Source organism: Azospirillum aestuarii (assembly GCF_016632405.1).
In the GTDB taxonomy this organism is placed as follows: domain Bacteria; phylum Pseudomonadota; class Alphaproteobacteria; order Azospirillales; family Azospirillaceae; genus Azospirillum; species Azospirillum aestuarii.
The window spans coordinates 1-19,860 of the sequence record NZ_JAEPIV010000020.1; the positions used below are offsets into that span (position 1 = coordinate 1).

Consider the following 19,860-nt stretch of genomic DNA (forward strand, 5'->3'; position numbering starts at 1 on the left):
TCTTCTGAAGGACGGCAACCACGCTCTTGACCGCGTCACCCGAAGCATGGCCGAGCGCAACGCCACCTACGGCACTTATCTGCACAACCAGGGCAACCACGCCCAGGCGCACAGCTATCTCGACTTCGCCATCGGCCAAGCGGCTTCCGGCTATCACAGCTGATACCGCTCAATACCGGTGCGCTGGGTCCGCGGCTCGGTAACCTTGGGTCCTGATGGCGTTCCGTCATTGGGAAATCTGGAGGGCGGGATGGAGATGGCAGCACCTTGCTGCCGGAACCTGGGAGCTTCGGCTGGGAACGATACCGCTTCCGGCATGATCGGAGCGCGCCGGATCACACCGGATTCGCCTCCATCCAATTCCTTTCGCTGACATGTTTCCATCCCTGCTGCACCTCGCTTGCGGTGGGGATTGCAAGCCTCAACACCACCCCTCGAACGGAAGCCGTCCAAGTCATGCCGCCCCGCGGCCAGCCAGGGACAGGCTGACCGGCTGCGCGGAATCAAGACTATGACCGCACCACACCGATTGCACCTTTCACGTGGGATGCTTGCCGCAACCGCGATCCTGCTGCTCGGCAGCGTGGCCGCCGTCGCTGCCGAGCCGAACACCGACATCACCCATCTCATCGATGTCGCCCGACGCCTGAACCCGGAGGCTGCCGCGATGGCCCTGGAGGCCGACGCCGCGACGGCACGCATCGACTCCGCAGGTGCGCTCGACGACCCCAAGCTCAAGGTCGAGCTGGAATTGCCGCGCAACGAGCCTGGCTACCTGCCACGCGATCGCGCCGGGCGGGAGCTGTATCAGGTTCGCCAGATGTTCCCATTGTGGGGCAAGCGCGACTTGAAACGCGAGATCGCCTCGGCGGACAGTCGCAAGGCCGCCGCTGCCCAGGCGGAGGTGGCGAACCAGATCGCCTACCGCGTCAAGGTCGCCTACGCGGAATACCATGCGGCGCATCTGGCGGCCGACGAGACCCGCAAACTGCTCGGCACGGTTCGCCGCCTGTCGGATCTGGCGCGTGCCCGTTACGCCCAGGGTCCTGGCAAGCAGCAGGACGTCACCGGCGCCAACGCCGAAGCCGGGACGCTCGCCGCCGACGTCGCGCGCATGGACGCCGATCGCCACCGCGCCCGGGTGCGTTTGAACGGGCTGCTCGTCCGCTCCCCGGAAGCCCCGCTGCCGGCGAAACCCCAACCCCGAACGGTCCCGCCGCTGGAGATGCTGACGGCCGATGCGCTGGTCGACCGCGCCCGATCCGATTACCCGGCGATCCGCGCCCAGCTCGCGCAGATCGACTCGGCGGACGGCACGCGCCGCCTCGCCGAGAAGAACGGCTATCCGGACGTGGAACTGGGTCTCGGCGTCATGCGGAGCGATGGCCGTTTCGACGGCTATCAAGCAATGGTCGAGGTCAACATTCCGCTTTATGCCGACCGCCGCCGGGCCGAGCAGCGCGAAGCCTCCTCAATGGCCGGAGCGGCGCGGGCCAAGCTGGAGCAGCTCCGTCTGGACGTCGCCACCGACGTGCACGAGGCTTACGCCATGCTGGCCGCACTGAAGGAGCGCAAGCGGATCGTGCGGGAGATTACCCTGCCGCAGGCGCGCATTGCGCTGGAGTCCGCCGCGCGCGGCTACGAACTGTCGCGGGAAGAGTTCGCCACCCTCTTGGTCGCCGAGCAGACGCTGCGCCGCGCGTTGGTCGAATACGTGAATGTGACGTTCGAGGAACAAATCCGGCTCGCCGAGATCGAACGCCTGATCGGAGGTGAATTATGAGCCGCCCATCAACTCTCCTTCCCGTCGTCCTCGCCGCCCTGGCAGTCGGTTCCATCGCGGTCGGAACGCCCGCTCTGGCTCAGTCGGGCCATGACGGACATGGCGCTCCCGCTGCGGCGACGTCCGCCGGTCCGGGAAAGATCCTCTACTACCGCAACCCCATGGGTCTTCCGGACACCTCTCCGGTACCCAAAAAGGACAGCATGGGGATGGACTACATCCCGGTCTATGAGGCCGGCGCCACTTCGGCACCGGCCACCGCGTCGGCACAACCATCGGCCGGTCCGCGCAAAATCCTCTATTACCGCAACCCCATGGGTCTTCCGGACACCTCTCCGGTGCCCAAAAAGGACCCGATGGGGATGGATTACGTCCCGGTCTACGAGGGCGAGGACAGCGCATCCGGCGCCGTCACCATCAGCCCCGACAAGGTTCAGAAGCTCGGCGTGCGAACCGAAGCGACGAAGCGGCGGACGGTCTCCCGGCAAGTACGGGCGGTCGGCACCGTCCAGGTGGATGAACGCCGGCTCTTCGTTGTTGCCCCAAAGTTCGAGGCTTGGATCGAAACCCTGCTGGTCGACACCACCGGCGCCACCGTCCGCAAAGGTCAGCCGCTGATGGAGATCTACAGCCCGGAACTGGTTTTGGTCCAGCAAGAATACCTCGTCGCCCGCCGAAGCGGTGATGGCGGCCAGCTCGCCGAAGCGTCGCTCCAGCGGCTGCGCAACCTCGACGTCCCGGAGGAGGAGATCGAGAGGCTGCGCAAGACCGGCAAGGTGTCGCGTAGCCTGACCTACCGCGCGGCCGCCGGAGGCGTGGTTTTGGAAAAGGGTGCCGTGCGCGGTATGCGCTTCATGCCTGGCGAGGCACTCTACCGCATCGCCGACCTGTCGAATGTCTGGCTGATCGCCGACGTGTTCGAGCAGGATCTCGGCTACGTCAAGCCGGGACAACAGGTCGACGTCACCGTCAATTCGCTTCCGGGCAGCTCTTTCACCGGTAAGGTCAGCTTCGTCTACCCGACGCTGACCGCCGAGAGCCGAACCGGCAAGGTGCGCATTGAGCTGCCCAATGCCGATGGCCTGCTCAAGCCGAACCTCTATGCCACTGTCCACCTGAACGGTGATCTGAACGTCACCCCTGGCGCCGTGGCGGAATTGGCCGTGCCGGACTCCGCCCTGCTCGACACCGGCAGACGGCAGGCGGTGCTGGTAGAGACCGGCGAGGGCCGATATGAACCGCGTGACGTCAGGGCCGGAGCCCGCGCCGATGGCTACGTCCAGATTCTCGCCGGGCTGGAGGAGGGCGAACGCGTCGTCGTGCGCGCCAACTTCCTGATCGATTCCGAAAGCAACCTGCGTGCAGCCCTGAGCGCCTTTGGCGGCAGCGGCGGTCAGCACCAGCACCAATAGCCGGCGGAGGGCATATCCATGATCGCCGCCATCATCCGCTGGTCGGCGCGCAACGTCGCGCTGATCCTGCTGGGCACACTGTTTCTCATCGGAGCTGGCGCCTATTCGGTGTCGCGCATTCCGCTCGACGCGCTGCCCGACCTGTCCGATGTCCAGGTCATCCTTTACACCGACTATCCCGGCCAAGCTCCACAGGTGGTCGAGGATCAGGTCACCTATCCGCTCACCACCGCCATGCTCAGCGTGCCTAAGTCCAAGGTGGTCCGCGGCTTCTCATTTTTCGGAGCCTCCTTCGTCTACATCATCTTTGAGGACGGCACCGACATCTACTGGGCGCGCTCCCGCGTTCTGGAGTATCTGAACTTTGCCGCCAAACGGCTGCCCAACGGCGTTACCCCGACGCTTGGACCGGACGCCACCGGCGTGGGCTGGGTCTACCAATATGTCGTCCTCGCCAAGGACCGCACCCTGGCGGAACTGCGTACGCTGCAGGATTGGTATCTGCGCTACCAGCTCACCAAGGCGGAGGGTGTCGCCGAAGTGGCGAGCGTCGGTGGTTTCGTTCAGCAATACCAAGTCGTCGTCGATCCCCAGAAGCTCCAGGCCTACGATGTGCCGCTGACCAAGGTCGCCCAGGCGATCCGCGCATCAAACCAGGACGTTGGCGGCCGCGTCGTCGAGATGGCGGAGACCGAGTACGTGGTGCGCGGCCGTGGCTATCTGCGCGGCGCCACGGATATAGAGGACATCGTCCTTAAGGTCGATCGCGGCACGCCGATCCTGCTGCGCGACGTGGCGCGGGTGGAGATCGGCCCGGACGAGCGCCGCGGCCTGACCGAGCTGAACGGCGAAGGCGAGGTGGTCAGCGGCATTGCGCTCCAGCGTTATGGACAAAACGCGCTCGACGTTATCCGGAACGTCAAGGACAAGCTTACCGAGCTGAAGGCCGGACTGCCCGAGGGCGTGAGCATCGAGAGCGTCTACGACCGCTCCGACCTGATCCTTCGAGCGGTGGACAACCTCAAGGTGACGCTGATTGAGGAGAGCGTAATCGTCGCGCTCGTCTGCATCGTCTTCCTACTGCATGTGCGCAGCGCGTTGGTCGCCATCGTCACGCTGCCGGTTGGCGTGCTCATCGCCATCATCGTGATGGATTGGATGGGCATGACGTCGAACATCATGAGCCTGGGCGGCATTGCCATCGCCGTTGGCGCTATGGTGGACGCCTCCATCGTGATGATCGAAAACGCCCACAAGCGGTTGGAGCACGCACCGCCGGACGCCAACCGCGCCAAGGTGCTGATCGACGCGGCGGTGGAGGTCGGGCCGGCGCTGTTCTTCAGCCTGCTGGTGATCACCGTGTCCTTCCTGCCGGTCTTCACGCTGGAAGCGCAGGAGGGCCGGCTGTTCAAGCCGTTGGCCTTCACCAAGACCTTCGCCATGGCCGGCGCCGCCTTCCTGTCGATCACGCTGGTGCCGGTGCTGATGCTGCTGTTCGTGCGTGGCCGGATCATCCCCGAACGCCGGAATCCGGTGAATCGCCTGTTGATCTGGCTGTACAGACCGCTGATCACGTTGGTGCTGCGCGCCAAGATCCCGACCATCCTGATCGCGATCGGCCTGCTGGCCTGGTCGGTGGTTCCGGCCAGCAAGCTCGGCAGCGAGTTCATGCCGGCGATCAACGAGGGCACCATCCTCTATATGCCGAGCACGCTTCCAGGCCTGTCGATCACCAAGGCGGCCGAACTGATCCAGACGCAGGACCGGATCCTCAAGAGCTTCCCCGAGGTGGAGTCGGTCTACGGCAAGGCCGGGCGCGCCGCCACCGCCACCGATCCTGCGCCGACCGAGATGTTCGAGACGGTCATCAACCTGAAGCCGCCGTCCGACTGGCGGCCGGGGATGACCTATGAAAAGCTGGTGGCGGAGATGGACAAGGCGGTGCAGATGCCCGGCATCTCCAACGCCTGGACGATGCCGTTGCGCGCGCGCATCGATATGCTCTCCACCGGTATCCGCACGCCGATCGGCATCAAGGTGTTCGGCAAGGACCTGGAGGAGATGGAGCGGCTTGCCCGCGAGATCGAAACCGTGGTCAAGGCGGTGCCCGGCACGACCAGCGCCTACGCCGAGCGCATTGTCGGCGGCTATTACCTAGAGATCGATCCCAACCGGGAGCAGTTGGCCCGCTACGGTCTGACGGTAGGCGATTTGCAGGACACCATCCTGACGGCACTCGGCGGCGAGATGGTGACGACGACCGTGGAAGGGCGCGAGCGCTTCTCCGTCAACGTCCGCTACCCGCGGGAGCTGCGCAGCAATCCCGACGCCATCGCTAGCCGCATCCTGCTTCACCCGGAAATGGGCGGGGCGATTCCACTCGGCCAGCTCGCCTCGGTGCGGCTGACCAAGGGCCCGGCAACGGTGCGCACCGAGAACGCACTGCTGTCAGCCTATATCTACGTCGACATCCGCGACCGCGATATCGGCGGTTACGTCGCCGACGCGCGCAAGGTGGTTGCCGAGCAGGTGCAGATGCCTGCCGGCTACTATGTCACCTGGAGCGGCCAGTTCGAGTACATGGAGCGCGCGGCGGCGAAACTGAAGATCGTCATCCCAGTGACGATCGCCATCATCTTCCTGCTGATGTATCTGAATTTCCGGCGCATCGCCGAGACGCTGATCGTCATGCTGTCGCTGCCCTTCGCACTGGTTGGCGGTGTCTGGTACATGGCGTTGCTCGGCTTCAACCTCTCCGTGGCCGTGGCCGTCGGCTTCATTGCTCTTGCCGGCGTCGCTGCCGAAACCGGTGTGGTGATGCTCATCTATCTCGACCACGCGCTCGAGGACCGGAAGCGCCGCCGTGCCGCCGAAGGGCAACCCATGACCGTGGCCGATCTCTATGACGCCATCATGGAGGGCGCTGTCGAGCGCGTGCGTCCGAAGATGATGACGGTGGTTGCCATCATGGCCGGTCTCCTGCCGATCATGTGGAGCACCGGCACCGGTTCGGAGGTGATGCAGCGCATCGCCGTGCCGATGATCGGCGGCATGGTCTCCTCCACCGTACTGACGCTGCTGGTCATCCCCGCCATCTACGCCCTGGTCAAGACGCCGGCGATCCGCCGCCAGGCGGCAGCAAAGCCGCCGCTTCCCCGTGACCTTCCGTCCACTGATGCTCAACCCAAGGAGATTATCCATGCACCGTAAGATCGCTGCGGCCATGCTTGCCTCGCTGACCGCGCTGGCGGTCCTGCCCGCCGCCACGTGGGCACAAATGGACCACCGTGGCCATGCCACGCCGGTCGCCCAGCCGGTAGCGGTGGGCACGACCGGGACGGTCAACGCCGTCAATCCGGCGAAGCGCTTGGTGAACCTTAGCCACGGCCCGATCGCTGCGCTCGGCTGGCCAGCGATGAGCATGGACTTCGTGGTCGCCCCGAATGTGGACCTCAAGGCTGTGAAGCCGGGCGACCCGGTCGCCTTCACCATCGGAAAGGACGCCGCTGGGATGTACCGCATCGAGACGCTCACGCCTTCGAAATAGGCGCACTGAAGCACCCTTGCCCCTCCCACCCGCGCGGCGTCGTCCAGACCCACCGCTCGGGGGAGAGTGCCGTGGAGCGGGAAGACCGTCATGACCATGAGAGAGCGAAAAAGGAAGGTGACCACCCGGTCGCCGTATGCCCACGCTGCGGTGATGCGACGGCTCCGGGAAGCGCGCTGGGGTCTCCTGCTCGGTGTTGGGCTCGTGGGCGTTCACCTGATCACCGGTTCCGCCCTCTTCGAGAGCGCGCCGGTAGCAGCCGGGGAGCTTACGGTCTGGGAGTCACCGACCGGCAATTGCTGTGGCAAATGGATCGAACACATGCGGGCAGCGGGGTTCTCAGCCGTTGTCCGCGACGTGGAGGACATGGTCCGGATCAGGTCCGGGAATGAGGTTCCCAAGGCGTTGCAGTCCTGCCACACCGCTATGGTGGACGGCTATGTCCTGGAGGGACACGTGCCGGCTTCGGATGTAACCCGGCTGCGGACGGAGAATCCTCCGGTTGCAGGGCCGTCGGCGCCCGGCATGCCCGCAAGCGCGCCGGGCATGGACCATCCCAGCCACCCGTACGACGTTGTCGCGTTCGGGAGGACCGGCAATGGCCTCTATGCCAGTCATTAATGATGAACATCGGGCAGAGGATGAGCGCATGGGGGAGCACAAGGCTCACGGCACCGCGTCGGCACTCCACCGAGCGGGCCGGGGGCGTGGGCTAACCGGGACCGGCATGGACCTCATCGTGGTCGCCCAGCGGTTTCGGTACGCCGTGGCCCGGTTGCCGCGCCCAACCGCGGGCCTCCGTACGGCCGGCGTGACGAATGGGCTTTTGCTGACCCCCTTGCTGGACGAGATCACGAAGGCACGTCGACGACGCATCGCATGGCCGGCGATTGCCACGGAACTGGCAAGGGCCGGCGTTCACAAACTGAGCGGCGCGCCGTTCACGGCTGCCGATCTTCGGTCCTACATGAACCGGTCATCCAAGCCGCGGGATGGGGAGAGGAGGGAGACACCGGGATCGGCGCGAGGGCCCTCAGGACGGTGCTCGCAACGTCACCGGGCCCACGCTCCCGGTGACGTGGAAGGACCGCCCCGCGAACATGGCGCGACGCGCGGCCGGGCGCCACACACCGGCAGCCAGGCACAAGGGGAAGGAAGCTCATGAGCGAAGGTCCGACCTCGGGCCGCGTGCTCATCTACAGCCATGACACGTTCGGCCTCGGCCATCTCCGCCGCTGCCGGGCCATCGCGCATGCGCTGGTGGAGCGCTACAGCAACCTGTCCGTGCTGATCCTGTCCGGCTCGCCCATCGTCGGCAGCTTCGACTTCCGCACGCGGGCGGACTTCGTGCGCATCCCCGGCGTGATCAAGCTGCGCAACGGGGAATACACGGCGCTGAACCTGCATCTGGACATCGACGAGATCCTGTCCATGCGGGCCTCGCTGATCCGCCACACCGCGGAGATCTACCAGCCCGACCTGTTCATCGTGGACAAGGAACCGCTCGGCCTGCGCGGCGAGGTGCGGGAGACGCTGGAGCTTCTGAAGGGCCGCGGCGTGCCGCTGGTGCTGGGCCTGCGCGACGTGATGGACGAACCAGCCCTGCTCGCCCCGGAGTGGGAGCGCAAGAAGGTCCTGCCGGCGCTGGAGAACCTGTACGACGAGATCTGGGCCTACGGCCTGCCGCAGATCTGCGACCCGCTGGAGGGCATCGACGTACCCCAATCGGTGCGCGACAAGATGGTGTACACCGGCTACCTGCACCGCACCGTGCCCCCGGCGGTGCCGCACGGCCCCGGCCTGCCGGACGAGCCCTACATCCTGGTCACCCCCGGCGGCGGCGGCGACGGCGAGGCGCTGGTCGACTGGGTGCTGCGCGCCTACGAGAGCGATCCCGGCATCCCCTACCGCGCCGTGCTGGTGTTCGGCCCTTTCATGCAGCCGGACCTCCAGGCCGAATTCCTGGCCCGCGCCGACGCCCTGCCGAACGTCGAGGCCACCGCCTTCGAGGCGCGGATCGAGCGGCTGATGCAGGGGGCGGTGGGGGTGGTCGCCATGGGCGGCTACAACACCTTCTGCGAGATCCTGTCCTTCGACAAGAAGGCGCTGATCGTCCCGCGCGAGGTGCCGCGGCGCGAGCAGACCATCCGCGCCGCCCGCGCGCAGGAGCTGGGGCTGGTCTCCGTGCTGATGGACGACGGGGTGCGCGACGCCGCGGCGATGGCGGCGGCGCTGCGCCGGCTGCCCTGGCAGGCGCCGCCCTCCTCCGTCGTGGTGCCGGGCCTGCTCGATGGGCTGGAGAGTGTCAACCACCTCGCCGGCCGGCACCTGCCGACGGCAGGCAGGGGCTGACCAGTTGGCCAACCTCTTGCCCGAACGCAGAATTGCCGCAGAGGAGTGGACATGACCGTTGCCGTCATTGTGAAGGGCTGGCCCCGCCTGTCGGAAACCTTCATCGCGCAGGAGATTTTGGGGCTGGAACGGCGAGGGTTGCGTCAACTGATCGTCAGCCTGCGTCGCCCGACCGACAAGGCGGTGCACACACTGAACCGCCGCATCGGGGCCGCCGTCACCTATCTGCCCGAATACCTACACGAGGAGCCGGCGCGCATGTTGCGCGCGCTGACTGCGGCGTACCAGCTGCCAGGCTGGCGCTCGGCACGGGCCGCCTGGATGGCCGACCTTAGGCGTGACCCCAGCCGTAACCGCGTGCGCCGCTTTGGCCAAGCCTGCGTGCTGGCAGCGGAGCTGCCGTCGGACGTCACTTGGCTGCACGCCCACTTCCTGCATACCCCGGCCAGCGTCGCCCGGTATGCGGCGTTGCTGACCGGCCTGCCTTGGAGCTTCTCCGCCCACGCCAAGGACATCTGGACTTCCCCGGACTGGGAAAAGCGCAAGAAACTGACCGACGCCCACTGGGGCGTCACCTGCACCGCGCTCGGCCACGCCCATCTGCAGGCGCTGGCGCCGGAGCCGGGACGTGTGGAGCTGCTATATCACGGGTTGGACTTCGCGCGCTTCCCCGACCCTCCGGCCGGGCGACCGGCGCGGGACGGGTCCGACGCCGCCGACCCAGTGGTCCTGCTATCGATCGGGCGGGCGGTGGAGAAGAAGGGTTTCGACCTGCTGATCGACGCGCTGGCCCAGCTTCCTGCCGGGCTGCACTGGTGCTGGGTCCATGTCGGCGACGGAAACCGCTTGGCGGCTCTGAAGGCGCAAGCCGAGCGCCATGGCCTCTCCGACCGCATCGAGTGGCTAGGGGCTAAGGCGCAGGACACGGTCCTCGCCCAGTACCGGCGCGCCGACCTGTTCGTGCTGCCCTGCCGGACCGCCCACGACGGCGACCGCGATGGCCTGCCCAACGTGTTGATGGAAGCGCAGTCGCAGGCGCTGGCCTGCCTGTCCACCCGCACCGCCGCGGTTCCGGAGCTGATCGAGCACGGCTGCACCGGATGGCTGGTGGAGCCGGAGGACTCCGCCGGACTGGCCACCGCGCTGGAATCGCTCATCCGCGATCCGGCCGGCCGTGTGGCCCTGGGTACGGCCGGGGAGACGCGCGTGCGCCGTGACTTCGGCTGTGAGGCGGGTATCGACTGGCTCCATGCCCGCTTCGCCGGAGTAACCGGTTTGATAACTGCTACAAGCCTTAAACCTGGCTGAGCGTTGCACGGTCGATCTGAGGGCATGGTTTTTCAGGTCGGACACCGCGATAACGCCGCCGGGCTGGCTGTCGATGGCGGCGTAGAGAGCGGTGGAGTCATCGCGCCGGAACCCGTCAGCACACGCCTTCAAGCCGCCCAACGCGACACCCTGGTCCCGCTTCATCGTCGCATTGCCCAGCGACAACGCGCGCGCCGACTTTCCCGAACAATGAAGCCATCACTCCTCCGCATGACCCTCCTCTATTTCTTGACAGCCTGCTTGGCCGGATGCTGCTTCAACCAGTCCTGAAGCTCCTGGATTTCCTTCGTCTGGTCATCGATCACCTTCTGCGCCATCGCCTTGAGGTCGGGATCCTTGCCGTATTGGAGTTCAACGCGAGCCATGTCGATGGCGCCTTGATGGTGGGCCGCCATCATGCGCGCAAAATCCTGGTCGGCGTCGCCGGTCATAGGTTTGCGCATGTCGCTGTTCATCTTACGCATGCCCTCCATGTAAGCGCGCGACGCGGGGTCCTTGGGCATAGTCTGCGCCCTTTGGCCGCCCAGGTGCATTCCTTGCCCTTGCCCGTGTGTCATACCCTGATCCTGCCCCATGCCTTGCCCCGACATCGTGCCCAGCGTTTGGCCTTGTGGATTCGTTTGCTGGGCCACCGCCGTTCCGGCGAACAGGGCCATGGCGGTGGCGCATGGGACGATAACTCGGCGAACTCGACGGGTGAACATGGGCTGCCCTTTCTCCGGGTGAGGTCTTTCGAACGGGAGGCGTACCGCGCCCCGTCCGGCTGAACGCGTTGCTACGGGCAACAGATTCGTTGGCCTATTGGTTCAACCAAGGTTCGCCGCATCGTGGGCGATGCGCCGAACACACCAGCAGGCATAGGGCCCAGCGAGAAGGCCGCCGGTGACGCGCCCACCCAGCGACACGGGATAGGCATAGTCGATGAACACACGCAGTTGAGAACCGTCGCCCTTGGGTTCGATCTCGAAGCCCATGCGGTAGGTGATCTTGCCCCGGTTCGGTGGACACGGGTTCACGCAGATCGTAGCTCGGCCTGCTCGGGTGTGATGTACCCGATGGCCGAGTGGGCGCGCTGGCGATTGTAGTAGGTCTCGATGTAGGCGAACAACTCCCGGCGGGCCTGGTCGCGGGTCTCAAACCGGGTCCGGTGGACCATCTCCACCTTGAGGGTGTGGAAGAAGCTCTCCATCGGCGCATTGTCATAGCAGCAGCCCTTGCGCGACATCGACTGCCGCATGCCGGCGGCCTGCAGCAGGTCGCGGTAGTCCCGGGAGGCGTACTGGCTGCCGCGGTCGGAATGCTGAATAAGGCCCGTGGATGGTCGCTGGCGCTGGATGGCCATGACCAGAGCCGATGTGGCGATCTCGGCGCGCATATGGTCGCGCATGGCCCAGCCCACCACCTTGCGGGTCGCCAAGTCGAGCACCGCCGCCAGGTATAGCCAGCCCTCGCCGGTGGGCAGGTGGGTGATGTCGGCAAGCCAGACCCGGTTGGGCTCGGCCACCCGGAACGCTTGGCCCAGCAGGTCGGGGGCGACCGGCAGGCCATGGCGGCTGTCCGTGGTGGCAGGCCGGAACCGGCGTGCGGCCGCGCCCCGGATGCCGTGCCGGCGCATCAGCCGCGCCACCCGGCCCCGGCTGGCGGCAACACCCTCTGCCCGTAGGGCGGCATGCACGCGCGGGCTGCCATAGCGGCCCTGGTGGCGCCCATGGACGCGCCGGACCTCGGCCAAAAGCTGCCGGTTGGCAGCGTCCCGGCCGCTTTCCGGCCGCCCACGCCACGCGTAGTACCCACTGGTGGACACTCCGAGCACCGTGCACATGAGCCGGACGGGGAACTCGTCCCGGTGGTCCTCGACGAAACGGAACCTCATCTCGGCGCTTCCGAGAAGATGCTGATGGCCTTTTTTAAAATGTCGCGTTCCTGCCGGGCTCTCTCGAGCTCGCGCCGCAGCCGCGCGATCTCCGTCGCCTGCTCGTCCGGTGTGGCCGACGGGGCGGCGCCTGGCGCGGCCGGAGCGCCAGACCGCGAACGCGGCGGCTGGCTTTGGGCCACCCGGCGTCAATTCCGCAGCACGGATGGCTGGAGGCCCAACTCCCGCGCCACATGCTCCAGGGGACGGCCGCTGCCGTCAAGCAGGGCAACGGCCTCTCGCTTGAACTCGTCCGCCAAGGACCGCCTCATCTTCGTCATCAGACACCTTCCCGCTCCCCTGGGAGCTTAACAGGGGTGTCCACCGAACCGGGGCAAGATCACAGCTTGCATCGTTATCATCGCGGCCCGTCTCATTGAGTTCTGAAAGCCGTCCTTAAGCGCTGACTAGAACCGTTACCATACTCATGCGGTACCCGCGCAGTGGCTAGCCGCGCGCAGGGGCAAGGGTGTTGCCGGGCTCCTCAAGGTCCTTGAGAATGGGGCAGTCCGGCCGGTGGTCTCCCTGGCAGGCATCAGCGAGCTCCTTCAGCGTGTCAGCCATGGCCTGCATCTCGGTGATCTTGGCCTCCAGCTCGGCTACGTGTTCCAGGGCAACCCGCTTCACCTCGGCGCTGGCCCGTTGCTTATTTTGCCATAGACCTACAAGCTGCCGGATGCGCTCGATGCTGAAGCCCAGCGTCCGTGCCCGTTTCACAAAACGTAGGATGTTCACCTCCTGCCTTGTGTAGACTCGATACCCCGAGACGGTTCGTCCCGCCTCGGAGATGAGCCCGATGCTCTCGTAGTAACGGATCAGTTTGGCGCTCATGCCGGACGCCTTGGCGGCTTCACCGATGTTCATGCAAACCTCCCTTCAGAGGCCCCGGGGCTTCCAGCCCCGGAGCGTAAGCGCGTTCAAGACCACGCTGACCGAGCTCAGCGCCATCGCCGCACCGGCCAGCACTGGGCTCAGGAACCCGGACGCCGCCAGCGGGATGCCGATCAGGTTGTAGATGAAGGCCCAGAACAGCCCTTGCTTGATCTTCGCGTAGGTCCGCCGCGACACGTCGATGGAACCGGCGACCAGCACCGGATCGCCGCGCATCAAGGTGACGCCAGCTGTGTGCATGGCGACGTCGGTGCCGGTTGCCATCGCGATACCGACATCCGCGGCCGCAAGCGCCGGAGCGTCGTTGATACCGTCACCGACCATCGCCACAACCTTGCCCTCAGCCTTCAGCGTTGCCACAACCTCGGCCTTGTCGCCCGGCAGCACCTCGGCGAACACCCGGTCGATACCAAGCTCCTTGGCCACAGCCTGTGCGGCGCCCTTGCTGTCGCCGGTGACCATGACTACCTCGATGCCCTGTGCGTGCAACGTTTGCACCGCCTGTCGTGACGACTCCTTGATCGTGTCGCCGAACGCCACCAGCCCGAGCACGCGCTTCTGCGGCACTGCCTCGGCCAGCCAGGAGACCGTCCGGCCGGAGGCCTCCAGGTCCGCCGCCACTGTCGCCAGGACCGCATCGGCCAACCCGTTCTCGGCCATCAGCCGCTTGGTGCCGAGCAGGACAGACCGGCCGTCCACCACTCCCGACACGCCACGCCCGGCCAACGCCTTGAATTCGGCCAGTGTGTCCGCATCAACCCCATCGTTTTCGGCCCGGGCGCGCACGGCGTGCGCCAGCGGGTGCTCGCTGCCCTGCTGAAGACTGACGGCGACACGCAGGACCTCCGCCTTTACCAGCCCTGCGGCCGTGACGAGATCAGTGACGCGCGGCTTCCCCTCGGTCAGAGTCCCGGTCTTGTCGAAAGCAACCGCCGTCACCGCGTGGGCTCCCTCCAACGCCTCGGCGTCCTTGATCAGGATACCGTGCCGGGCGGCGGCGCCGGTGCCGACCATGATGCTGGTCGGCGTCGCCAAGCCGAGCGCGCAGGGGCAGGCAATGACGAGGACGGAGACGGCTGTGATGATGGCCGCCTCGAGCTCGCCGGTGACGCCCCACCACGCCGCGAAAGTGATGGCGGCGATGGCCAGGACCACCGGGACAAAGATAGCGCTGACCCTGTCGACCGTCCGCTGGATCGGCGCCTTGGAGGCCTGCGCGCCCTCGACCAAGCGCACGATCTTCGACAGCATCGTCTCCGAGCCGACCGCCGTCGTCTCCACGACAAGCAGGCCGTCCACAGTGATGGAGCCTCCGGTGACCTTGGCGTCCACCGTCTTCTCAACGGGCAGCGGTTCACCAGTCAGCATTGACTCGTCGACGCTGCTGGTGCCTTCGAGCACGCGGCCATCCACAGGGACACGCTCGCCAGGGCGCACGACCACCAGGTCGCCCACACGGACCTGTTCGACTGGGACCTCGACCTCAGCCCCATTCCGGCGCACCCGGGCCCTATCCGGCCGTAGGCCCATAAGCGCACGGATGGCGGCGGCCGTCTGGCCCTTGGCGCGGGCCTCCAGCCACTTGCCGAGCAGGACGAAGGTGATCAGGACCGCGGAAGCCTCGAAGTACAGATGTGGCGTGTGCCCCGGGTGCGCCGTCAGCAGCATGTAGATGCTGAGCCCCCAGGCGGCCGATGTGCCCAGCGCCACCAGCAGGTCCATGTTGCCGCTCCCGGCGCGCACGGCCTTGTAGGCGGCCCGGTAGAAGCGCCAGCCCAGCCAGAACTGCACCGGCGTCGCCAGCGCGAACTGCACCCAGCCCGGCAACATCATGGGCAGGCTGAGGAGGTCACCGACCATGCCGAGGACAAGAGGCGCTGACAGGACTGCTGCGATGAGCACATGGTTGAGCTCGCGACGGCTACGATCCTGAGCCGCGTCGGAAGCCGTTGCTACCGATTGATCATGAGCAACCGGGCTGGCCGAGTATCCGGCGTTCTCGACCGCTTCGACCAGCGTGGCAGCATCCAAACCGTGCCCCACAACGTGCGCCCGCTCGGTCGCGAGATTCACGGTGGCTTCGGTGACGCCCGGCACCTTCCGGAGTGCCTTCTCAACCCGGCCAACGCACGACGCGCAGGTCATTCCATCGACTCGTAGGTCAACTTCGGTCCCAACCTGCGCAGGCAGGGGCTGTTCAACCAGCGCGGGCTCATACCCGGCTACCTCAATCGCCGCGACCACGCCCTGGGTGTCCGGGGCGCCCTGGAACGTGATGCGAGCCTTCTCGGTGGCGAGGTTCACAGCGACGTCGGTGACCCCGGAGACCTTGCGGATGGCCTTCTCGACACGACCCACGCACGAGGCGCAGGTCATCCCGCCGATGCTAATGTCGAGTTCGGACGCGGCCTGCTCCTGCGGCGCCGTCCGCTCCTGTGCAGCTGGGTCAGCCATGGCTGGCTCCTGTTGTTCCTTGCTGCCCTTACAGATGGTCCTTCCAATCATTGGAAGGTGAAGGGTTTTTTCGACGTCGACGATCGAACCGACGTCGATCGGCTGTGAAAGCAGAGGGACGACGGAACCCTGCTGGTTCCGTCGCCCTGAACACGCGCCATCCGCAACTCAGCGCCGAAGGCAGGTGGGCGTGCTGCCGCATCCACCACGCTCAGTCCGGACGGCCGCGTGCGCAATGCCAAGCCCCTGTTCCGGGGCCGACGTTGCAGAGAGTGTCAGGACGCCGGCAAAGCACGTCCCGGCAGCGCGTTAACCCTTGTGACCATGTGTGCTCCTCAGGACGAAAGCGAGGCGTCATAGCCCGCGTCGACCAGGGCTTGAATGATCAGGTTGGCACTGACGGTGCCGTCAACGGTGAGAAGGCGGTTGGGCGGGTCGGCCTGGATGGCCGTGACACCGGGGATGGCGACCAAAGCCTTGCGGATGGAGTTGGCGCAACCGCCGCACTTCATGCCGGGAACGGTGAACTGCAACATCGGTATCCTCCTTGACGGGGTCCTTCCGGACCGTACTGGTTCGTCACTGGAGGACAGCCTGCGCCTTCCAGCGACTGGAAGGTCAACGGTCATGTTGATGGCCATGCAAGGCGCTGCACGCATGCCTCATCCGCCTTGGCTGCATGCGTACCCCTCATCCATAAAGCCCAGGGGCTTGGCGCTTGATAAGTCGCCTGCCTTCGGGTCCGTGATGCGGAACCCAACCGCGCGCACGAGGTCGTCGATCGTCCGATTCAGATGGCAACCTCCAACGCACCCCGGCCCAAGCCTTGCGAGTGTCCCACGCTCCGCTTGTCCCGATCGCTAGATGAGCGTCCGCGAGATGGCGTGGATCGCCTTCATGCCGGAGCCGAAGCGGGCCATTTGTTTCCGGTGGGCTTCCAGTTCCCCATAGGGCAGATAGCGGACCTTGAGGTCGGCAACCCGACTGAACGCTGGCCGGGCCAGCTGGGCCCGGACCTCCTCCTGGCGGCCGTCCGGCGCCACCAGGAACAGACCCTCCAGCGCGTGCGCCTCCGTGCCGAGCGCCAGATCGAGCATGCGGACGATGCCCGAGTAGATGGAGGTTGAGTGCTCCACCTCAAAGGCGGCAGCGACCTGCGCCTTGCCGCGGTAGAGCCACAGCACGTCGATGAGCCGGATGGCGTCGGTGCCGGAGGTCTTCTCGATCGCCTCCGGCAGCCGCTCCAGACAGCCCTCGCAGAGCTTGCCGCCGTTGTAGACCCGGCCACGATCGTTCGACGCGATCCAGACGTCGTAGTCCAACGCCCTTCCGAGATCCCGCAGCCAGCCCTGGACCTCGGTGTGGGTTCGGTCGCCCTCCCGCTCGGCGGCCAGCGCCTTTGCGGCCTTGGCGTTCTCCTCGCGCACCTTGGCCAGGTCGACTTCCCAGGCGGCCCGGGCGACTGCATCGTCCGCGCGCGGCGGCGCCGCATAGCGGCCGCTGCCGATATCAAACAGGAGCCCGCCGATCGCGCCCAGATCATTCGACAGCGCGTCCCGGTATGCGGCATTCAGGGCGAGGATGCCCTGGCGCATCGCCAAGTACTCATCCCAGCGGCCCAGCTTCACCTTGGCGCCGGTCAGCGCGTTGTACCCGTTCACGATGGCGGTGTTGAACGGTGGCACGATGGTCGGGTGCAGGAAATACAGTAAGTTCGCGACGGCCGGGCCGAGCCCCTTGATCTGCTTGGCGTCGATCTGCCGAATGGCGGCCAGGACCTGGGCCTCGGCGTTGCAACACACACAGGTGTCGAGCAGGCGGCCGAAGGCCCTCTGGTTGTCTGGGTTCTCGTAGATGTCCGGGATGCGCAGCTTGGGCTTCCATAGGAAGGCGTGATCGGCCCCCTTGAAGATCTGGCGCTGCTCGGCGATGGAATGGACGACTGTTTCCAGCGACGAACCGCGGTAGGCGTTGCCGAAGGTACCAGCTTCGATGTCGGCGACGACCTGCTGGATGCCGCGGCGGATCGAGCGAAAGTTCTTTACCCGTTCCTCCCACAAGAACCAAGAGCGGTACGTGGCGTTCTGGTCTTCCCGCCACCGCTGGATCAGAGTGCGCATTGTGTCGGACACGACCGTTCCCCAGTGAATACCCCTTTCAGACAGGGTAGACCACCGGATGGCAGGGGAGCAATCGGGGACGCAAATCCTGCACCCGTATCGCAACCCATACAGAGGACATCGTCTCGTCACAGGCACAGATCACCCGAGCGGACGAGCCGCCCGCTGCGATGCAGCCATGACATACACGGGTTGCCCCTTGCCTCAATTGGACGATTCGACTATTGTCGAAGCATGGAAACGAAGAATGCCATTGAGGCATTCGCCGCCCTGGCCCAGGACACCCGCTTGGCCGTGTTCCGCCTGCTCATCCAGGCCGGACCCAACGGGCTGACCGCCGGGGACGTCGCCCAGCAGGTCGGTGTGCCCGGCTCGACGCTGTCGCACCATCTGGCGACGCTGGAGCGCGCCGGGCTGCTGCGCTCCTGGCGGGTCCAGCGGCAAATCTTCTACGCCTGCGACTACGAGGGCACCCGGCAATTGATCGCCTTCCTGATGGAGGACTGCTGCCAGGGCCGTCCCGAGCTGTGCTCCACCGACCTCCTACAGGCAGGAGCCTGCGGCCCGGCAGGCTGCGGCCCCGACACCTGACCCGACCCGCCGCACCCCGCGGCCTGGAAAAGGCGATCCCGCGATGACCGACCGCGTCCACAACGTCCTGTTCCTGTGCACCCACAACAGCGCCCGCAGCGTCATGGCCGAATGCCTGCTCAACCGCGAGGGCCGCGGCCGTTTCCGCGCCTACAGCGCCGGCAGCCAGCCGACTGGGCGCCTCAACCCACACGTCCGCGACCTGCTGGAGCGCTTCGACTTTCCGACCGCCACGCTGCGCTCCAAGAGTTGGGACGAGTTCGCCCAGCCCGGGGCGCCGCACATGGACTTCATCTTCACCGTCTGCGACAGCACCGCCGGCGAGGTCTGCCCGGTGTGGCCGGGCCAGCCGATGACGGCGCACTGGGGCTTCCCGGACCCGTCGAGCGCCCAGGGCTCGGACGCCGAGAAGGCCGCCTTCACCGCCACGGTGTTCGGACAGATCCAGCGCCGCATCCAGGCATTCGCCAGCCTGCCCTTCGCCTCGCTCGACCGGCTGGCCCTGAAGCGCAGGCTCGACGACATGGCCGCCGCGGGGAGCGACGCATGACCGGGAGCGTCATCCCGCTGGCCGACGCGGAGCGCCCGGTGCTCGCCCGCCTGCTGGCGGCCAACGGCTTGCCAACCGACGATCTTGACGAGCCCGGCCGGCGCTTCTGGCGCGTCGCGGATGACCGGGGGACGCTCGGTTATGGCGGGCTGGAGATCCATGGCGCCGACGCCCTGCTGCGTTCCGTGGTCGTTCCGGCCGAGCGTCGCGGCGCCGGCGGTGGCCGAGCCGTGGTGGCGGCCGTGCGCGCGCAGGCGCTGACGCTGGGGGTCGGGCGGCTGTGGCTGCTCACCACCGGCGCCGCCGGCTTCTTCGAGCGTTTCGGCTTCCAGCGGGTGGAGCGGGCCTCGGCTCCGCCGGCCATCCAGTCCAGCGCGCAGTTCGCCGGCCTGTGCCCGGGGAGCGCCGTCTGCCTGCGCGCCGACCTCGCGCAGCCGGCCGAGGATCTGGTGGCTGGGAGCGTGGTGACCATCTATCACAACCCCAACTGCGAAACGTCGCGCAACACGTTGGGGCTGATCCGCAACAGCGGCGTCGAGCCGACGGTGATCGAGTACCTGAAGACGCCGCCGAGCCGGGACGAACTGGTGGCGCTGATCCGCCGCATGGGCATTCCGGTGCGGGCCGTGCTCCGGCAGACGGGCACCCCCTACGCCGAACTCGGTCTCGACGATCCCGCGCTGACGGACGCGGCGCTGCTCGACGCCATGATGGCGCATCCGATCCTGATCAACCGGCCGATCGTGGTGACGCCGCTCGGCGTGCGCCTGTGCCGGCCGTCGGAAGCGGTCCTTGATCTCCTCCCCGCTTCACAGCGCGGTGCCTTCACCAAGGAAGACGGCGAGCCCGTCGTCGACGCCGCCGGGCGGCGCGTCGCCCCAGCCTCCTGACAGGACCATCGACATGACGGCTGACATCC

16 protein-coding genes and 1 pseudogene are annotated in these 19,860 nt (G+C 66.6%); 10 read left to right on the forward strand and 7 right to left on the reverse strand.

Annotated elements, in window-relative coordinates; genetic code table 11:
• Window positions 1-511 precede the first annotated feature (511 nt).
• The 7 genes from JJL56_RS24480 to JJL56_RS24510 all read left to right on the forward strand — a co-directional run bounded on the left by JJL56_RS24480 (window position 512) and on the right by JJL56_RS24510 (window position 10,402).
• Entirely contained in the window at window positions 512-1,783 is a 1,272-nt protein-coding gene (locus JJL56_RS24480; protein WP_200486653.1) for a TolC family protein, read from the forward strand.
• Window positions 1,780-3,195, forward strand: coding sequence for an efflux RND transporter periplasmic adaptor subunit (locus tag JJL56_RS24485; protein WP_200486654.1), 1,416 nt, complete (start codon window positions 1,780-1,782; stop codon window positions 3,193-3,195). The genes JJL56_RS24480 and JJL56_RS24485 overlap by 4 nt, the downstream gene beginning before the upstream one ends.
• A gap of 18 nt (window positions 3,196-3,213) precedes the next feature.
• Window positions 3,214-6,405, forward strand: coding sequence for an efflux RND transporter permease subunit (locus tag JJL56_RS24490; protein ID WP_200486655.1), 3,192 nt, complete (start codon window positions 3,214-3,216; stop codon window positions 6,403-6,405).
• Window positions 6,395-6,742: a copper-binding protein gene (locus JJL56_RS24495; RefSeq protein ID WP_200486656.1), complete on the forward strand. Its 348-nt coding sequence runs from the start codon at window positions 6,395-6,397 to the stop codon at window positions 6,740-6,742. The genes JJL56_RS24490 and JJL56_RS24495 overlap by 11 nt, the downstream gene beginning before the upstream one ends.
• Window positions 6,743-6,832: 90 nt before the next feature.
• A complete protein-coding gene (locus tag JJL56_RS24500; protein WP_200486657.1) occupies window positions 6,833-7,363 on the forward strand; it encodes a DUF411 domain-containing protein in 531 nt (176 codons plus the stop codon).
• Window positions 7,364-7,903: 540 nt separating this feature from the next.
• Complete coding sequence (locus JJL56_RS24505; protein ID WP_200486658.1) at window positions 7,904-9,094, forward strand: glycosyltransferase family protein; 1,191 nt, start codon at window positions 7,904-7,906, stop codon at window positions 9,092-9,094.
• Between the two features lie 51 nt (window positions 9,095-9,145).
• Entirely contained in the window at window positions 9,146-10,402 is a 1,257-nt protein-coding gene (locus tag JJL56_RS24510) for a glycosyltransferase family 4 protein (RefSeq protein WP_200486659.1), read from the forward strand.
• 242 nt (window positions 10,403-10,644) lie between these two features.
• On the opposite strand, the gene copM is transcribed toward JJL56_RS24510, so the two are convergent.
• The 7 genes and pseudogenes from copM to JJL56_RS24545 all read right to left on the reverse strand — a co-directional run bounded on the left by copM (window position 10,645) and on the right by JJL56_RS24545 (window position 17,812).
• Window positions 10,645-11,079 (reverse strand): CopM family metallochaperone, encoded by a 435-nt coding sequence (copM, locus tag JJL56_RS24515; RefSeq protein WP_200486660.1) that lies wholly within the window; start codon window positions 11,077-11,079, stop codon window positions 10,645-10,647.
• Between the two features lie 150 nt (window positions 11,080-11,229).
• Window positions 11,230-11,397, reverse strand: a complete 168-nt coding sequence (locus JJL56_RS24520) for a hypothetical protein (protein WP_200486661.1) — start codon at window positions 11,395-11,397, stop codon at window positions 11,230-11,232.
• Window positions 11,398-11,435: 38 nt separating this feature from the next.
• Window positions 11,436-12,616 (reverse strand): annotated as a pseudogene (locus tag JJL56_RS24525) (IS3 family transposase).
• Window positions 12,617-12,782: 166 nt separating this feature from the next.
• Window positions 12,783-13,199: a Cu(I)-responsive transcriptional regulator gene (cueR, locus tag JJL56_RS24530; RefSeq protein ID WP_200486662.1), complete on the reverse strand. Its 417-nt coding sequence runs from the start codon at window positions 13,197-13,199 to the stop codon at window positions 12,783-12,785.
• A gap of 12 nt (window positions 13,200-13,211) precedes the next feature.
• Window positions 13,212-15,680 (reverse strand): heavy metal translocating P-type ATPase, encoded by a 2,469-nt coding sequence (locus JJL56_RS24535; RefSeq protein WP_200486663.1) that lies wholly within the window; start codon window positions 15,678-15,680, stop codon window positions 13,212-13,214.
• A 335-nt stretch (window positions 15,681-16,015) separates the two neighbouring features.
• Window positions 16,016-16,216 (reverse strand): heavy-metal-associated domain-containing protein, encoded by a 201-nt coding sequence (locus JJL56_RS24540; protein WP_200486664.1) that lies wholly within the window; start codon window positions 16,214-16,216, stop codon window positions 16,016-16,018.
• Window positions 16,217-16,540: 324 nt separating this feature from the next.
• A complete protein-coding gene (locus JJL56_RS24545; RefSeq protein ID WP_200486665.1) occupies window positions 16,541-17,812 on the reverse strand; it encodes a type II restriction endonuclease in 1,272 nt (423 codons plus the stop codon).
• Between the two features lie 222 nt (window positions 17,813-18,034).
• Between JJL56_RS24545 and JJL56_RS24550 the strand changes: the two genes are divergently transcribed.
• From JJL56_RS24550 to arsN2, 3 genes are read left to right on the forward strand one after another with little or no spacing between them, the layout of a single operon-like run.
• On the forward strand, window positions 18,035-18,391 hold the full coding sequence (locus JJL56_RS24550) for an ArsR/SmtB family transcription factor (protein WP_040137404.1): 357 nt from the start codon (window positions 18,035-18,037) through the stop codon (window positions 18,389-18,391).
• 43 nt (window positions 18,392-18,434) lie between these two features.
• Window positions 18,435-18,941 (forward strand): arsenate reductase ArsC, encoded by a 507-nt coding sequence (locus tag JJL56_RS24555; protein WP_200486666.1) that lies wholly within the window; start codon window positions 18,435-18,437, stop codon window positions 18,939-18,941.
• Window positions 18,938-19,831 (forward strand): arsenic resistance N-acetyltransferase ArsN2, encoded by an 894-nt coding sequence (gene arsN2 / locus JJL56_RS34085; protein WP_200486667.1) that lies wholly within the window; start codon window positions 18,938-18,940, stop codon window positions 19,829-19,831. The genes JJL56_RS24555 and arsN2 overlap by 4 nt, the downstream gene beginning before the upstream one ends.
• Window positions 19,832-19,860: the final 29 nt, after the last annotated feature.

Excerpts from the sequence above, each read along its gene's own strand:
- JJL56_RS24480 (WP_200486653.1), top strand. The coding sequence starts at position 512 with ATGACCGCACCACACCGATTGCACCTTTCACGTGGGATGCTTGCCGCA.
- JJL56_RS24550 (WP_040137404.1), top strand. The coding sequence starts at position 18,035 with ATGGAAACGAAGAATGCCATTGAGGCATTCGCCGCCCTGGCCCAGGAC.
- JJL56_RS24490 (WP_200486655.1), top strand. The coding sequence starts at position 3,214 with ATGATCGCCGCCATCATCCGCTGGTCGGCGCGCAACGTCGCGCTGATC.
- JJL56_RS24520 (WP_200486661.1), bottom strand. The coding sequence starts at position 11,397 with ATGGGCTTCGAGATCGAACCCAAGGGCGACGGTTCTCAACTGCGTGTG.
- copM (WP_200486660.1), bottom strand. The coding sequence starts at position 11,079 with ATGGCCCTGTTCGCCGGAACGGCGGTGGCCCAGCAAACGAATCCACAA.
- JJL56_RS24535 (WP_200486663.1), bottom strand. The coding sequence starts at position 15,680 with ATGGCTGACCCAGCTGCACAGGAGCGGACGGCGCCGCAGGAGCAGGCC.
- JJL56_RS24540 (WP_200486664.1), bottom strand. The coding sequence starts at position 16,216 with ATGTTGCAGTTCACCGTTCCCGGCATGAAGTGCGGCGGTTGCGCCAAC.
- cueR (WP_200486662.1), bottom strand. The coding sequence starts at position 13,199 with ATGAACATCGGTGAAGCCGCCAAGGCGTCCGGCATGAGCGCCAAACTG.
- JJL56_RS24500 (WP_200486657.1), top strand. The coding sequence starts at position 6,833 with ATGACCATGAGAGAGCGAAAAAGGAAGGTGACCACCCGGTCGCCGTAT.
- JJL56_RS24510 (WP_200486659.1), top strand. The coding sequence starts at position 9,146 with ATGACCGTTGCCGTCATTGTGAAGGGCTGGCCCCGCCTGTCGGAAACC.
- JJL56_RS24495 (WP_200486656.1), top strand. The coding sequence starts at position 6,395 with ATGCACCGTAAGATCGCTGCGGCCATGCTTGCCTCGCTGACCGCGCTG.
- arsN2 (WP_200486667.1), top strand. The coding sequence starts at position 18,938 with ATGACCGGGAGCGTCATCCCGCTGGCCGACGCGGAGCGCCCGGTGCTC.
- JJL56_RS24555 (WP_200486666.1), top strand. The coding sequence starts at position 18,435 with ATGACCGACCGCGTCCACAACGTCCTGTTCCTGTGCACCCACAACAGC.
- JJL56_RS24485 (WP_200486654.1), top strand. The coding sequence starts at position 1,780 with ATGAGCCGCCCATCAACTCTCCTTCCCGTCGTCCTCGCCGCCCTGGCA.
- JJL56_RS24505 (WP_200486658.1), top strand. The coding sequence starts at position 7,904 with ATGAGCGAAGGTCCGACCTCGGGCCGCGTGCTCATCTACAGCCATGAC.